The sequence below is a fragment of the Pseudooceanicola sp. LIPI14-2-Ac024 genome (assembly GCF_042188925.1).
In the GTDB taxonomy this organism is placed as follows: domain Bacteria; phylum Pseudomonadota; class Alphaproteobacteria; order Rhodobacterales; family Rhodobacteraceae; genus Pseudooceanicola.
Map to the genome: position 1 here is coordinate 4,228,678 of NZ_CP170102.1, position 13,352 is coordinate 4,242,029.

The following is a 13,352-nucleotide window of genomic DNA, read 5'->3' on the forward strand; positions in this document are numbered from 1 at the left end:
GGCCAGAGGTCAGTCGAGCGCCGGGACGCCCTTGAGCCATGCGCACATCTCGCGCAGGCGGTCCTCGCTGTCGGCGCAGTATTCCATCGCCCTCAGGTAGCCGTGGATCAGCCCGTCACCGCCGTGTGATGTGACCGGCACGCCGTCGGCCTGCAGCTTTTCGACATAGGCCAGCCCGCTGTCACGCAGGGGATCGTATTTCGCCACGGCCACGTAGGTCGGCGGCAGGCCCGCGTGGCTGTCGGCGGCCAGAGGGGCGATGCGCGGATCGGTGCGCAGTTGGTCGACATCCGCGCAGTAGAGCGCGTTCGTTGCGGCCATTCCCGCGACCTTGAGGAGAGGCCCCTCGGCATTCTCGGCATAGGACGGGCGCGAGCGGTCGAAATCGCAGGCCGGGTAGATCAGCAATTGGGCATAGAGCGGCACGCCCTCGTCCCGGCAGGTCACGGCCACCGCGGCGGCCAGGTTGCCGCCCGCGGAATCGCCGCCGATGGCTATCCGCTTGGGGTCGATCCCGAGGGTATCGGCCTGCGCATGGGCCCATTTCGCGACCGCCAGCACCTGCAGGTAAGCGGCGGGGAAGGGGTGTTCGGGGGCCAGCGCGTAGTCGACCGAGATGACGGTCTGCCGGTTCCATCCGGCGATCCGCGCGGTGATGTCCCAATGCGTTTCGGGGCTGCCCTGCATCCAGGCCCCGCCGTGCATGTAGATCAGCGCGGGTTGGGTGCCGCCGCTAGAATGGCGGAAGATCCGCACCCGGACGGGGCCGCCGTCGCTGTCGATCCAGTGCTCTTCGTCCGTCTCGACCTCGGGCGGGGTCGGCAGGCGCATGTCGCGCGCGATGCCTTCGAAGTGACGCCGCCGGTCGGCGGGCGTGGCATCGGGGCCGAGGGTGGACCACTTGTCCTCCCACACTTCGAGGAACCGGAAGATATCCGGGTTGATCATGCGTGCCTCCTCCCTTGGTCGTGGCAATTCGCTTTCGGCGGACAGGCCCGGCTTCATCACGAGGCCGAGGATCATGTCGCCGACGTGACGGCGCAGCATGTGCTGCCCGCGTTCGGTGAACAGCTCGTCCCCGAAGATCTTCGAGAACGTCGCGCGGTTCGACACGTTGAAGACCGACACCGCCGAGATGTGCCAGTGCAGCTCCAGCGCCGTCAGCCCGCGCCGGAAGAGCCCGTCCTCGACCCCGCGGCGATAGATGTCCTCGAGCAGGCGGATGACCGAGGAGTTCTGCCCCGCGATCGCTTCGGACCCGGACATGTGCGCGCCCTCGTGCACGTTCTCGATCATCACCAGGCGGACGAAGTCGGTGTTGTGGCGGTGGTGATCAAAGGTGAACTCGGCCAGCTGGCGCAGCGCCTGCACCGGGTTCAGCTCCCCCAGGTGCAGCGCGTCCTCGCCCTGCCGCATGCGGCTGTAGGCGTCTTCCAGCACGGCGCGATAGAGCGTGTCCTTGTCGCCGAAGTAGTAATAGATCATCCGTTTCGACGTGCGCGTTCGCGCCGCGATCTCGTCGATGCGGCCGCCCGACAGGCCCTGCGCGGCAAAGACCTCGCGCGCGATCTGCAGGATATTGCGCCGGACGGCGTCCGGATCCTGCTTCCAACCGCGTCGCTGGGTTTCGCCCGAGCCATTGCCCGAGATCGCCTCGCCCATCCTGATCCTCCCTTCGCCAGCCCGGTTCCGCGGGGATACCGCGAATCCCGTCCCGACCGAAACCCGCATCGACGATGCAGGCTGCTGCGACTCGGCCCTATCAGAGCATTTTGAACCGCAGCGAACAATTCGTTGACATAATTAACCGCATGGAACAATGTGCCGTCAAGACACCGCCGGAGGAGGCGGTCAGGGGAGGAGCGCAAGACGTGCCGCAGAACGCGACAGCCGACGTGTCGACCAACAGCGACAAGCCCGTGCGCATTGGCCTGCTGGGGCAGGGCATCGCCGCATCGCGGACCCCGCGGATGCACATGGCGGCGGCCGAAGCGCTTGGCCTGGCCTACGACTACCGGCTGATCGATTCGCAGGTGCGCGACCTGCCCGAGGACCCGCACGCGCTGCTCGACCTGATCGAGGGCGAGGGCTTCAACGGGATGAACGTCACCTATCCGTTCAAGCGCGCCGTGATCCCCGCCATCGACGAGTTGTCGGATGCCGCGCGCAACGTTGGTGCTGTGAACACGGTGGTGTTCCGGGACGGCAAGCGGTTCGGCCACAACACCGACCACTGGGGGTTCGGCGAGAGCCTGCGGCAGGGCTTGCCGGACGCGCCGCGCGACCGGGTCGTGATGATCGGGGCCGGCGGTGCCGGCGGAGCTGTGGCGCACGCGCTTCTCGATGCCGGGGTCGGCACGCTGGTGGTCAGCGACCTGTCCGGCGACATGGCGGCCGACCTCGTGGCGACGCTGGTCGACCACTACGGGGCTGCGCGGGCCGAGGTCGCGACCGATCTTTCGGCCGCCATCGCCACGGCGCAGGGGCTGGTGAACTGCACGCCCATGGGCATGGCGAAACATCCCGGCATGCCGGTGTCCGCCGCCGACCTGCGGCCCGAACTCTGGGTCGGCGACATCGTCTATCTGCCGCTGGAAACCGAATTGCTGCGGAGCGCCAAGGCGCTTGGCTGCAAGGTGCTGCCCGGCTCGGGCATGGCGCTGTTCCAGGCGTCGCGCGCCTTCCGGCTCTTTACAGGGCTGGAACCGAATACCGAACGGATGTGGGAGGCATTCCGTTCGTTCGACCCGGGACGCGACAGCGCCCCGCAAACTTGAAACGGGAGGAAAACATGAAGCATTTGAAAGTCACATCGGCCCTGTGCGGTGCGGTGCTGACCCTTGCGCTTGGCGCCGGGGCGGTCACCGCACAGGACAAGGTCGAACTGGTCTATTCCGACACGGTCCAGGAAACCGACCGCCGGTCGACCATCCTGCGCGAGGTCTTTTCCGGCTGCCTTGGCGAAGGGTTCGAGTTCAAGCCCTACTTCGGCGCGACGCTCTTCAAGCAGGGCACCGAACTGACCGCCATGCAGCGCGGCAACCTCGACATGGCAGCGCTCGCCATCTTCGACTTCTACAACCAGGTGCCCGAGACCTCGATCCTCGGCACGGCCTACCTCTTCCGGGATTACGACCACATGCGCGCGGTCTATGACGGCGACGTGCTGGACGACCTGATCGGCAAGATGGAAGAGGCCACCAACATCAAGGTTCTCGCCTGGCCCTACATCGGCACCCGGCACGTCAACATCCGGGGCGACAAGAAGGTCATGACGCCCGCCGACCTCGAAGGCGTCAAGCTGAGGATGCCTGGCGGCGAGGGCTGGCAGTTCGTCGGCGAGGCGCTTGGCGCGAACCCGACGCCGCTGGCCTTTACCGAGGTTTACACCGCGCTGCAGACCGGCGCCGTGGATGGGCAGGACAACCCGCTGCCCGCCGACAAGCAGATGAAGTTCTACGAGGTCACCGACCAGATCATCCTGACCGGGCACCTGATCGCGGCGAACGTCTTCTCGATGTCCAAGCAGAAGTGGGACTCAATGAACGAGGAACAGCAGGCGAAGGTGCAGGAATGCGCCCTCGAATTCCAGAAGGCGCTCGATGCGAACACCATCGAACAGGAAGCCGAGCTGGTCGAGTTCTTCCGCGGCGAGGGGCTTGATGTCTACGAGCCCGACAAGAAGGCGTTCCGGGACCACGTCCTCGAGGTGTTCCAGAACTCCAAGTTCTCCAGTGACTGGCCGGACGGGCTGCTCGATCGCATCAACGGGCTCTGAGGCCGGGACGCGGCCCCCGGTTGGGGCGGGGGTCGCGTTTCCACACTATATATATGGGAGGAAAAATCATGACCTTGGAAAAAGGCCTCGGGGGGATCGTCACGGCCGCCTTCATCGGCATAACCGCGGCGGCCACGGCCCTGGCGCAGGACGCACCGACACTCATCTATTCCGACACCGTCGCCGCCGCCGATCCGCGCAGCGCGGTGCTGGACGAGGGCTTTGCCGGCTGCCTGGGCGCGGCCTTCGATTTCACGCCGTACCACGGCGCCACCCTGGTCAAGCAGGGGACCGAGCTGACCGCCATGCAGCGCGGCAACCTCGACATGGCGAACCTCGCCATCTTCGATTTCTACAACCAGGTGCCCGAGGCCTCTATTCTCGGCACGGCGTACCTCTTCCGCGACGTCGACCACATGCGCAAGGTCTATGACAGCGACGTGCTCGACGGCCTTGTCGCGACGATGGAGGACAAGACCGGGATCAAGATCCTCGCCTGGCCCTATATCGGCACACGCCACGTGAACATCCGCGGCGACAAGACGATCATGACACCCGCAGACCTGGCGGGGATCAAGCTGCGGATGCCCGGCGGCGAGGGCTGGCAGTTCCTGGGCGAGGCGCTTGGCGCCAACCCGACGCCGCTCGCCTTCACCGAGGTCTATACCGCGCTGCAGACCGGGGCGATCGACGGGCAGGACAACCCGTTGCCGACCGACAAGTCGATGAAGTTCTACGAGGTGACGGACCAGATCGTCCTGACCGGCCACCGCATGTCGAACAACGTCTTTGCCGTGTCGCGCTCGAAATGGGACAGCCTGACCGCCGATCAGCAGCAGACCCTCCAGGGCTGCGCCGACCAATTCGAGAACGACATGGCCGAGTTCGTGCTGACCCAGGAAGAAGAGCTGCGCAGCTTTTTCGAGGACGAGGGGCTGAAGGTCTATGAACCTGACACCGCCGCGTTCCGGGACCACGTCCTAGGCGTCTACAAGACCTCGAAATTCTCCGACGATTGGCCCGAGGGTCTGCTTGAACAGATCAACGGCCTGTAACACCGGCCGGGACCCGGCAAGGCCCGGGTCCCTCCTGCAAGACACGGGGGCAGAATGGACCGCCTGAAACCCATCATCGACTGGCTCTACCACCGGGCCGAGAACATCCTCGCGCTGATCCTCGGCGCGCTGTTCGTCAGTTTCCTGATCCAGATCGTCTTTCGCTACCTGCTGAACCTGCCGCTCGGCTGGACGGTGGAGTTCGTGTCGATCGCCTGGCTCTGGGGCATCCTCTTTGGCTATGCCTTCGTGGTGCGCGAGGCGGATGTCATCCGGCTCGACATCCTCTACGTCGCGCTGCCCCGCTGGGCGCGCCGGGCGCTGGACGTCATCACCGGCACGATCTGCGCGGCGATCTTCATCTGGTCGATGCCGGCGGTCTGGGGCTACATCCAGTTCATGGCAATCGAAAAGACCGCCTACATGAAGATCCCCTTCGACTGGGTCTTCGCCATCTACATGCCCTTCATGATCTCGGTGGTCATCCGCTGCGGGATGAGCATCTGGCGCGGCCTCACCGGCACCGGTCCGGCCTTCGACACGCCCAAGACGGCGGGAACCCACGACTATGATTGATCCGTTTACCGCTGCGATCGTCCTGATCGCTTTCCTCGCCCTCGGCGGGCTCTCGATGGGCCTCGCGATGATCTGCGGCTCGACCGTCTACCTCGCGATGCGCGGATTCGATCCCTCTATCGCTGCCGAGACGCTGCTGCAGGGCCTCTTCAACAGCTACACGCTTCTGGCCATCCCGCTCTTCATCCTTGCCGCCGACATCATGAACATCGGCTCTCTCGCCGACCGCTTGCTGCGGTTCTCTCAGGCGCTGGTGGGTCGCTTCAAGGGCGGGCTGGGGCACGTCAACGTCGTGTCCTCCCTGATCTTCTCGGGCATGTCGGGCTCGGCCGTGGCCGACGCGGTCGGCATGGGCAAGATCATCATCAACATGATGACCAAGGACGGGAAGTACACCGCCTCCTACGCCGCCGCGATCACCGCCGCCTCGGCCACCATCGGGCCGATCATCCCGCCGTCGATCCCGATGGTGCTCTACGCGCTCGTCTCGGACCAGTCGGTGGGCTACCTCTTTGCCGCCGGCATGGCGCCGGGCCTGCTGATGGGCGTGGTGCTGATGGCGATGAACATGATTATCGCGCACCGCCGCGGGTTCGAGACAGACGAGGCGATCCCGTTGCGGGACATGCCCGGCGTCACCTTCCGTGCGATCCCGGCGCTGCTGCTGCCGGTGATCCTTCTGGGCGGCATCTACGGCGGGGTGATGACCCCGACCGAGGCCGCGGCCGTCGCTGCCTTCTACGCGCTGGCGATCTCGGTGGTGTTCTACCGCTCGGTCTCGGCCCGGCAGTTCTACGAGACGCTGCTGTCCTCGGCCCGGTCGACCGCAACGGTCGGTATCCTGATCGCGGGCGCGCTGACCTTCCAGTACGTCGTCACCCGAGAAAACGTGCCGGACGCCCTGGCCGCCTTCCTCGGGCAGTACGACCTGTCGCCGATCGGCTTCCTGATCGCGATCAACGTGCTGTTCCTGGTGCTGGGCTGCATCCTGGAATCGGGGGCGATCCTGCTGATCATCGTGCCGATCTTCATCCCCACGGCGCAGTCGCTGGGCATCGACCTGGTGCACTTCGGGGTGATCTGCGTGGTGAACGCGATGCTGGGGCTGATCACGCCACCCTACGGGCTGCTGCTCTTCATCGTGTCCTCGATCACCAAGCAACCGCTGGGCAAGATCGTGAAGGACCTGCTGCCGTTCCTGCTGGCGCTCTTCGTGGCGCTCGGGATCATCACCTTCGTGCCGGACTTCGTCCTCTGGCTGCCGCGCCTGCTGGGGTACAAGGGATGAGCCGGATGAAGACCTCGATCGCCACCGTCTGCATCGCGGGCGATCTGCGCGAGAAGCTGGCGGCCATCGCGGCCGCCGGTTTCGACGGGATCGAGATCTTCGAGCAGGACTTCATCACCTTCGACGCCTCCCCGCGCGAGGTCGGTGCCATGGTGCGCGACCACGGGCTGGAGATATCGCTCTTCCAGCCGTTCCGCGATTTCGAGGGACTGCCAGAGCCGGAACGCGCCCGCGCCTTCGACCGGATGGAGCGCAAGTTCGACCTGATGCAGGAACTGGGCACCGACCTCGTGCTGGTCTGCTCCTCGGTCCATCCCAAGGCGCTTGGCGGCATCGACCGCATGGCCGGCGATTTCCGCGCGCTTGGCGAACGGGCGGCACAGCGCGGCCTGCGCGTCGGGTACGAGGCACTGGCCTGGGGCAAGCACGTCTGGGATCACCGCGACGCCTGGGAGGTGGTGCGCCGCGCCGATCATCCGAACATCGGGCTGATCGTCGACAGTTTCCACACGCTGGGCCGAAAGATCGATCCCGACACGATCCGGTCGATCCCCGGCGACAAGATCTTCTTCGTCCAGCTGGCCGACGCGCCGATGATCGAGATGGACTTGCTCTACTGGTCGCGTCACTTCCGTAACATGCCGGGGGAGGGCGACCTGGACGTCACCCGTTTCACCCGGGCCGTGGCAGCGACCGGCTATGATGGACCTTTCAGCCTCGAGGTCTTCAACGACCAGTTCCGGGGCGGCAGCCCCCGGGCCATCGCGCTCGATGGGTACCGCTCGCTGGTCTACCTCCTCGACCAGGTCAATCGGGCCGAGCCCGAGATCGCCGTCGAGGTTCCGGACATCCCGCCGCGGATCAGGCCCGAGGGCGTGGCCTTTGTCGAATTCGCCGCGAACGAGGACGAGGCGGCGGGCCTGCGCACGCTGCTGGCCTCGCTCGGATTCCAGCTGGCCGGACGGCACATCGCGAAACAGGTCGAGGTCTGGCAGCAGGGCGAGATCCGGATCGTGGTGAACACCGACCCCGAGGGGTTCGCCCACACCGCCCACATCGCCCACGGGCTGAATATCTGCGACGTGGGGCTGGCCGTGGAAAGCGCGCAGGCCACCGTGGACCGCGCCGCCGCCCTCGGCGCACCGCCGTTCCGGCAGCCGGTGGGGCAGGGTGAGCTCGAGATCCCCGCCATCCGCGGCGTCGGCAGCGGGCTCTTGCACTTCATCGACCGCGAAAGCGGGCTGTCGGACGTCTGGGAGGTCGAGTTCAAGCCGGTCGATGGCAGCGGGGCGAAGGGTGCCGGGCTGACCCGGATCGACCATATCGCGCAGACCATGAACTACGAAGAGATGTTGACCTGGTCGCTCTTCTACATCTCGCTCTTTGAAACCCGGAAGCAGGCGACCGTCGACGTGGTCGATCCCGGTGGGCTGGTCCGCAGCCAGGCGATCGAATCCCTCGACGGCGCATTGCGTGTGACCCTGAACGGGGCCGAGACGCACCGCACCTTTGCCGGTCGCTTCATCGCGGACAGCTTCGGGTCCTCCGTTCAGCACGTGGCCTTTGCCACCGACGACATCTTTGCCACCTCGGAGGCGCTGAAGGCCGGGGGCTTTGCCGCGCTGCCGGTGCCCGAGAACTACTATGAGGACCTCTCGGCGCGGCTGGGGCTGGATGCGGCGTACGTAGAGAAGCTGCGCGCGGGCAACATCCTCTACGACGAGGACGCCAGCGGCGTGTACCTGCAGATCTACTCGCGCAGCTTCGGCGACGGGATCTTCTTTGAAATCGTCCAGCGCAAGGACGGCTACGGCGGCTACGGCGCGCCGAACGCTCCCTTCCGCATCGCGGCGCAGCGCCGCCTGATGCCCGCCCCGGGCATGCCGAAAATCTGAGAGGCCCCATGACCACCCCGACCGTCGACTGCGTCCAGAAGGCTGACGCGCAACTGGGCGAGACCCCGCTGTGGGACGCGCGCGCCAACGTGCTCTGGTGGATCGACATCGAGCGTCCGACGCTCTGGCGCCTTGATCCCGCAACCGGTGCGGCCCATGCGCTAGCACAGCCGGGCACCTACCTTGGCAGCCTCGCGCTGACCCGGTCGGGCCGGCACCTGGTGGCGCGCGACCTCGACCTGATGCTCCTCGACCCCGACAGCGGCACCGGCGGCCCCTTTGCCAGCACGCCGGGCGAGGCGATGCCCCACACCCGGCTGAACGACGGCCGGGTCGACGCGCGCGGGCGGCTCTGGATCGGCACCATGGACAACGGTCTCAAGGACGGGCGCGGCAGCCTCTACCGGGTGGACCCGGACGGGACGATGACCGGGATGTTCGATGACGTGATCGTCTCGAACGGCATAGCGTTCGACCCGGGAGGGCGCCACGTCTATTTTACCGACACCCGCCGCCACCTGACCTACCGCCTGACCCTCGACGCCGAGGGCGACGTGGTCACCGACCGCGAGGTCTTCGCCGACTACCGCGCCGGGGGCACCGCCCCGACGGCGCCTGCGTCGATGCCGACGGCTGTCTCTGGCAGGCGTTTTTCGGCGGCGGCAAGGTGGTCCGCTATGCGCCCGACGGCCGGATCGACCGCGAGGTCCAGCTGCCGGTCACCAACCCGACCTGCCTCTGCTTTGGCGGGCCCGGGCTGAAGACACTCTTCATCACCACAGCCACCAAGTTTCTCACCCCCGCCCAACTGGCCGCAGAGCCGCTGGCGGGGTCCGTTCTGGCCATCGAAGGCGTCGGCCAGGGCGCGGAAGAACACCTGTTCGACGCCTGACATGCACCAAGGGAGGTCCATGATGACTCTCTGCATACTTCCGGACCGCGGCGCTTTCCGCCGCGACCGTCCTCGGGCTCGCGGCCGGTGCCGTGGCCCAGGACAAGATCGAGCTGATCTTTTCCGACGTGAACCCGGCCGACGTGCCGCGCTCCAAGGCGATGACCGACATCTTCGCCGCCGAGATCGGCGACAGCTTCGACTTCAAGCCCTACTTCGGCGCCACGCTGATGAAGCAGGGGACCGAACTGGTCGGCCTGCAGCGCGGCAACATCCAGATGGCCGGCCTGCCGCCCTCGGACCTCGCACAGCAGGCGCCCGAGTTCGACATCCTCGGCGCGGCCTACGTCGTTCGCGACCAGCCGCACCTCAAGGCGATCTTCGACAGCGAGGTCGGTGAGCAGCTGAAGCAAATCGCCCGCGACAAGCTGAAGGTCGAGATCCTCGGCACGTTCTACTACGGCACCCGCCAGGTGAACCTGCGTGGCGACCAGGAGATCAAGACGCCCGAGGACATGAAGGGCGTGAAGCTCCGGATGCCCGGCGGCGAAAGCTGGCAGTTCCTGGGCAAGTCGCTCGGGGCCAACCCGGTGCCCATTCCCTACACCGAGCTCTACACTGCGCTGCAGTCGGGCGTCGTCGACGGGCAGGACAACCCACTGCCGAACGACAAGGCGATGAAGTTCTACGAGGTGACCGACCAGATCGTCATGACCGGCCACAACGTGGGCTTCGGCATGCTGCTGGTGTCCTCGATGGTCTGGGACAGCCTGAGCGCCGAACAGCAGGCGGCGCTGCAGGCGGCCGCCGACAAGGCCACTGCCTGGTCGGACGAACAGTACCTGGCGCAAGAGGCCGAGCTGGTCGAGTTCTTCGAGGGCGAGGGCCTCAAGGTCTATGCGCCCGACGTGAAGGCGTTCCAGGACCACGCCCAGAAGATGTACCTCGAAAGCGCGATGTCCGAGAACTGGCCCGAAGGGATGCTCGACGCGATCAACAAGCTCTGAGGCCGGGAGACCGGGCAGGGCAGGGGACGGCCGGTCGGAAACGACCGGCCGTTTCGCATTTGAAAGGATGCGAGTCGCGCCGGTGAGGGGGCCTGGGGCCGATTCCGGACGAGTCTCCCTTCATCCGGACGAGTCGGAGGGGCGATTCAGGGCGTTCGGAGCCGATTTCGCCACCTTACTCTGGGGCATGTGAGGGGGATTCCCGCGGCGAGTTGTCCATGCGATGCCGAGGGCCTGCGGAGACCTGCCCGATCCCCCGGCAAAAACCCTTGAAAAACAGGCCTCCGGCAGAAAAATCGCCGATAGCCGAAAAAAGTGCCAGCGCCTGGACGACATCAAGCTCTAGGGTATTCTTAACATAAACCCAATTACGCGGCCGACGAGCCGCGTACAGGATTCGTCTCTAATCCGAAAGAAACGCCGCCCAGTCCTGCCGGGCGTGCAGCACGCGGATCACCTCGACCGCGTTGCCCGCGACCTCGTAGATCACCAGGTGGCTGGCATGGGGATGAATGCGGACCGGTGGCGCGATCTCGGCGCGCAGGCGGGCCATGTCGGGAAACGCGGCGATCAGCTCCAGCGTGTCCAGCAGCCGGTCGAGGTAGGCCGCGGCCTGCGCCGGGCCCCACTCCGCCAGCCCGGTCTCCCAGATCGCCTGCAGGTCGCGCTCAGCCGCCGGCCTGAGCCGCAGCTCAGGCATCCCTGCCCCGCAGCCCCTTCGTGAAGGCCGCCCGGTCGAACGGCCGCGCCGCGCCGCTGGCCCGGCCCTCGTCGACCGCGGCCTGGATCTCGGCCACCGCCGCCTGCCGCTGCTGGTCGCGTCGGATCAGGTCGCGCACGTAGTCGCTGGAATTGGCATAGCGCCCGTCGGCCGACTGCGCCTCGACCCAGGCCTTCATCTGCTCGGGCAGCGAAATGTTCATCGTGGACATGGCGGCGCCTCCTGCCTGAAAGATATGGCAATCCTTGCCATCATGGCAAGGGCCCCTGCCCTCAATCCCACAGCCGCAGGCTCGACCCCTTCGGCGGTTCGCGCCGGACGTTCTTGCCCAGGTCGATCACGTAGCCGATGATCGCCGCCACCGCTTCCCAATGCTCGACAGGGATTTCCTTGTCGACCTCGGCCACGTCGAAGAGCGCCCGCGCCAGCGGCTTGTTCTCGACGATCGGCACCTCGGCCTCGCGCGCCAGTTTCCGGATCTGCGCCGCCATCAGGTCGGCGCCCTTGGCCACGCAGACCGGGGCGGAATGCTTGTCGCCGTTGTATTCCAACGCCACGGCGAAATGGGTCGGGTTGGTCAGCACGACGGTCGCGCGCGGCACCGCCTGCGCCATCCGCTGGCGCGACTTCTCGCGCCGGATCTGCATCCGCTTGCCCTTGATGTGGGGATCGCCTTCGATCTCCTTCATCTCGTCGCGGATTTCCTTGATCGTCATCTTCTGCTTGTTGCGCCACTCGAACCGCTTCCAGACCACGTCGGCCACGGCCACGAAGGACAGGATCACCGCGACGATCAGCAGGATCTTGGCCGCCTGCCGCCGCGCGAGGTCGGGCACTGCCTCGGGCAGCACGCCCTGCACCTCGGCCAGCTGCATCACGGTCTGGTAGCAGATCGTCAGGGCGATGGCGCCGACCACGGCCAGTTTCACGAGGCTCTTGAAGAACTCCACCAGGTTGCTGAACGAAAAGATTTTCTTGAACCCCGCCAGCGGAGAGATCTTGCTCAGCTTCGGCTTCATCCGCTCCAGCGCCACCACCGTCTCGCCCTGCATGGCGATGCCGGCCAGCGCGCAGACGATCATCACCACCAGCACCGGCGCCATGGTCACGCCGACCCCGCGCGACAGCATCCATGTCACGGTGCCGATGTCCTTGAGCCCGGTCGCCCCCTCACCGATGGTGACCTGGCCCGCCATCTCGAAGATGCCCCTGAGCACCCCGGCGAGCGGCGCGATGACGACGGGCATCAGGAAGGCGGTGATCGCAAAGAGCGACATCACCACCATCATGTTGCTGGTCTCGCGCGATGACGGAACGTCCCCCTTTTCCCGCGCCTTCTGGAGCTTTCGCGGAGTCGGTTCCTCTGTCTTGCTCGCCTTGTCCTCTTCTGGTCCCTCGGCCATCCCCGCCCCCTAGAACGTCAACAGGCCAAGCCATTCGGCGAACCGGGCGCCGAATTCGCGCAGCATGTGCGGCGCGGCGATCACGAGAACCGAGAACCCCGAAATGATCAGGATCGGCGCGGCGACGAAGAACACCGGCAGGTTCGGCATCATCCGGTTCGCCAGCCCCAGCCCGAGGTTCATCAGGAACCCCATGACGAAGAACGGCGCCGACACCGCCAGCCCGATGTAGAAGCTTTCCGACACCGCCCGGATGATCTGCTGGGTCATGTCGGCGATCATCAGCTGGCCGACCGGGAACACCCGGTAGCTCAGCAGCACCGCCTCGATGATGACGTGATGCAGGTCGGTGGCAAAGATCATCGCGATGGCGCCCAGCATCAGGCCGGTCGACACCATCGTCGCGCCCTCGAACGACCCCATCTGCGGCGCAAAGGCGTTGGCCAGGCCCGACACCATGCCGATCTGGTAGCCCGCGAACTGCAGCCCGCTCAGGATGATCCGGCCGACCAGCCCGATCCAGACGCCGATCGTGACCTCCTTGATGATCGCGATCACGAGCTGGCCGTAACTGTCGAAGGCGAGCGGCCCGATCCCGATCGCCGGGGCCAGCGCCAGCGACAGCACCAGCGCCATCGCCAACCGGTGCCGCGCGGGATAGAGCGTTTCGCCGAGCGCGGGCATGAACATGATCATCCCCCAGCCGGCAGAACACCAGCGCCACCGGCAGGAACTGA

The 13,352-nt window shown here is 66.2% G+C and carries 12 protein-coding genes and 1 pseudogene; 8 read left to right on the forward strand and 5 right to left on the reverse strand.

The genetic code is table 11. The features are described from left to right. Positions 1-9: 9 nt before the first annotated feature. On the reverse strand, positions 10-1,662 hold the full coding sequence (locus ACE2AC_RS20775) for an alpha/beta hydrolase fold domain-containing protein (RefSeq protein ID WP_375689883.1): 1,653 nt from the start codon (positions 1,660-1,662) through the stop codon (positions 10-12). 209 nt (positions 1,663-1,871) lie between these two features. Between ACE2AC_RS20775 and ACE2AC_RS20780 the strand changes: the two genes are divergently transcribed. From ACE2AC_RS20780 to dctP (ACE2AC_RS20815), 8 genes and pseudogenes are all read left to right on the forward strand, one after another. Further along, positions 1,872-2,777: a shikimate dehydrogenase gene (locus ACE2AC_RS20780; protein ID WP_375689885.1), complete on the forward strand. Its 906-nt coding sequence runs from the start codon at positions 1,872-1,874 to the stop codon at positions 2,775-2,777. A gap of 14 nt (positions 2,778-2,791) precedes the next feature. Continuing rightward, positions 2,792-3,778, forward strand: a complete 987-nt coding sequence (dctP, locus tag ACE2AC_RS20785) for a TRAP transporter substrate-binding protein DctP (RefSeq protein WP_375689887.1) — start codon at positions 2,792-2,794, stop codon at positions 3,776-3,778. A gap of 68 nt (positions 3,779-3,846) precedes the next feature. Further along, positions 3,847-4,833, forward strand: coding sequence for a TRAP transporter substrate-binding protein DctP (gene dctP / locus ACE2AC_RS20790; RefSeq protein WP_375689889.1), 987 nt, complete (start codon positions 3,847-3,849; stop codon positions 4,831-4,833). A 54-nt stretch (positions 4,834-4,887) separates the two neighbouring features. Further along, entirely contained in the window at positions 4,888-5,409 is a 522-nt protein-coding gene (locus ACE2AC_RS20795; protein WP_375689891.1) for a TRAP transporter small permease, read from the forward strand. Further along, on the forward strand, positions 5,402-6,697 hold the full coding sequence (locus tag ACE2AC_RS20800) for a TRAP transporter large permease (protein WP_375689893.1): 1,296 nt from the start codon (positions 5,402-5,404) through the stop codon (positions 6,695-6,697). The genes ACE2AC_RS20795 and ACE2AC_RS20800 overlap by 8 nt, the downstream gene beginning before the upstream one ends. 5 nt (positions 6,698-6,702) lie before the next feature. After that, positions 6,703-8,592 (forward strand): bifunctional sugar phosphate isomerase/epimerase/4-hydroxyphenylpyruvate dioxygenase family protein, encoded by a 1,890-nt coding sequence (locus ACE2AC_RS20805; RefSeq protein ID WP_375689895.1) that lies wholly within the window; start codon positions 6,703-6,705, stop codon positions 8,590-8,592. A gap of 8 nt (positions 8,593-8,600) precedes the next feature. Continuing rightward, a pseudogene (locus tag ACE2AC_RS20810) lies at positions 8,601-9,484 on the forward strand (SMP-30/gluconolactonase/LRE family protein). 92 nt (positions 9,485-9,576) lie between these two features. Next, positions 9,577-10,491 carry a TRAP transporter substrate-binding protein DctP gene (dctP, locus tag ACE2AC_RS20815; RefSeq protein ID WP_375689897.1) on the forward strand — a complete coding sequence of 305 codons (915 nt, stop codon included), beginning with the start codon at positions 9,577-9,579 and terminating at the stop codon, positions 10,489-10,491. A 403-nt stretch (positions 10,492-10,894) separates the two neighbouring features. On the opposite strand, the gene ACE2AC_RS20820 is transcribed toward dctP (ACE2AC_RS20815), so the two are convergent. From ACE2AC_RS20820 to ACE2AC_RS20835, 4 genes are all read right to left on the reverse strand, one after another. After that, complete coding sequence (locus tag ACE2AC_RS20820) at positions 10,895-11,191, reverse strand: type II toxin-antitoxin system RelE/ParE family toxin (RefSeq protein ID WP_375689899.1); 297 nt, start codon at positions 11,189-11,191, stop codon at positions 10,895-10,897. Continuing rightward, on the reverse strand, positions 11,184-11,423 hold the full coding sequence (locus tag ACE2AC_RS20825) for a type II toxin-antitoxin system ParD family antitoxin (RefSeq protein ID WP_375689901.1): 240 nt from the start codon (positions 11,421-11,423) through the stop codon (positions 11,184-11,186). Before ACE2AC_RS20825 ends, ACE2AC_RS20820 begins: the two co-directional genes overlap by 8 nt. Positions 11,424-11,484: 61 nt before the next feature. Further along, complete coding sequence (gene flhB / locus ACE2AC_RS20830; RefSeq protein WP_375689903.1) at positions 11,485-12,615, reverse strand: flagellar biosynthesis protein FlhB; 1,131 nt, start codon at positions 12,613-12,615, stop codon at positions 11,485-11,487. 9 nt (positions 12,616-12,624) lie between these two features. Beyond that, positions 12,625-13,305 (reverse strand): flagellar biosynthetic protein FliR, encoded by a 681-nt coding sequence (locus ACE2AC_RS20835; RefSeq protein WP_375689905.1) that lies wholly within the window; start codon positions 13,303-13,305, stop codon positions 12,625-12,627. Positions 13,306-13,352: the final 47 nt, after the last annotated feature.

Excerpts from the sequence above, each read along its gene's own strand:
- ACE2AC_RS20775 (WP_375689883.1), bottom strand. The coding sequence starts at position 1,662 with ATGGGCGAGGCGATCTCGGGCAATGGCTCGGGCGAAACCCAGCGACGC.
- dctP (WP_375689887.1), top strand. The coding sequence starts at position 2,792 with ATGAAGCATTTGAAAGTCACATCGGCCCTGTGCGGTGCGGTGCTGACC.
- dctP (WP_375689889.1), top strand. The coding sequence starts at position 3,847 with ATGACCTTGGAAAAAGGCCTCGGGGGGATCGTCACGGCCGCCTTCATC.
- ACE2AC_RS20795 (WP_375689891.1), top strand. The coding sequence starts at position 4,888 with ATGGACCGCCTGAAACCCATCATCGACTGGCTCTACCACCGGGCCGAG.
- ACE2AC_RS20800 (WP_375689893.1), top strand. The coding sequence starts at position 5,402 with ATGATTGATCCGTTTACCGCTGCGATCGTCCTGATCGCTTTCCTCGCC.
- ACE2AC_RS20805 (WP_375689895.1), top strand. The coding sequence starts at position 6,703 with ATGAAGACCTCGATCGCCACCGTCTGCATCGCGGGCGATCTGCGCGAG.
- ACE2AC_RS20820 (WP_375689899.1), bottom strand. The coding sequence starts at position 11,191 with ATGCCTGAGCTGCGGCTCAGGCCGGCGGCTGAGCGCGACCTGCAGGCG.
- ACE2AC_RS20825 (WP_375689901.1), bottom strand. The coding sequence starts at position 11,423 with ATGTCCACGATGAACATTTCGCTGCCCGAGCAGATGAAGGCCTGGGTC.
- flhB (WP_375689903.1), bottom strand. The coding sequence starts at position 12,615 with ATGGCCGAGGGACCAGAAGAGGACAAGGCGAGCAAGACAGAGGAACCG.
- ACE2AC_RS20835 (WP_375689905.1), bottom strand. The coding sequence starts at position 13,305 with ATGTTCATGCCCGCGCTCGGCGAAACGCTCTATCCCGCGCGGCACCGG.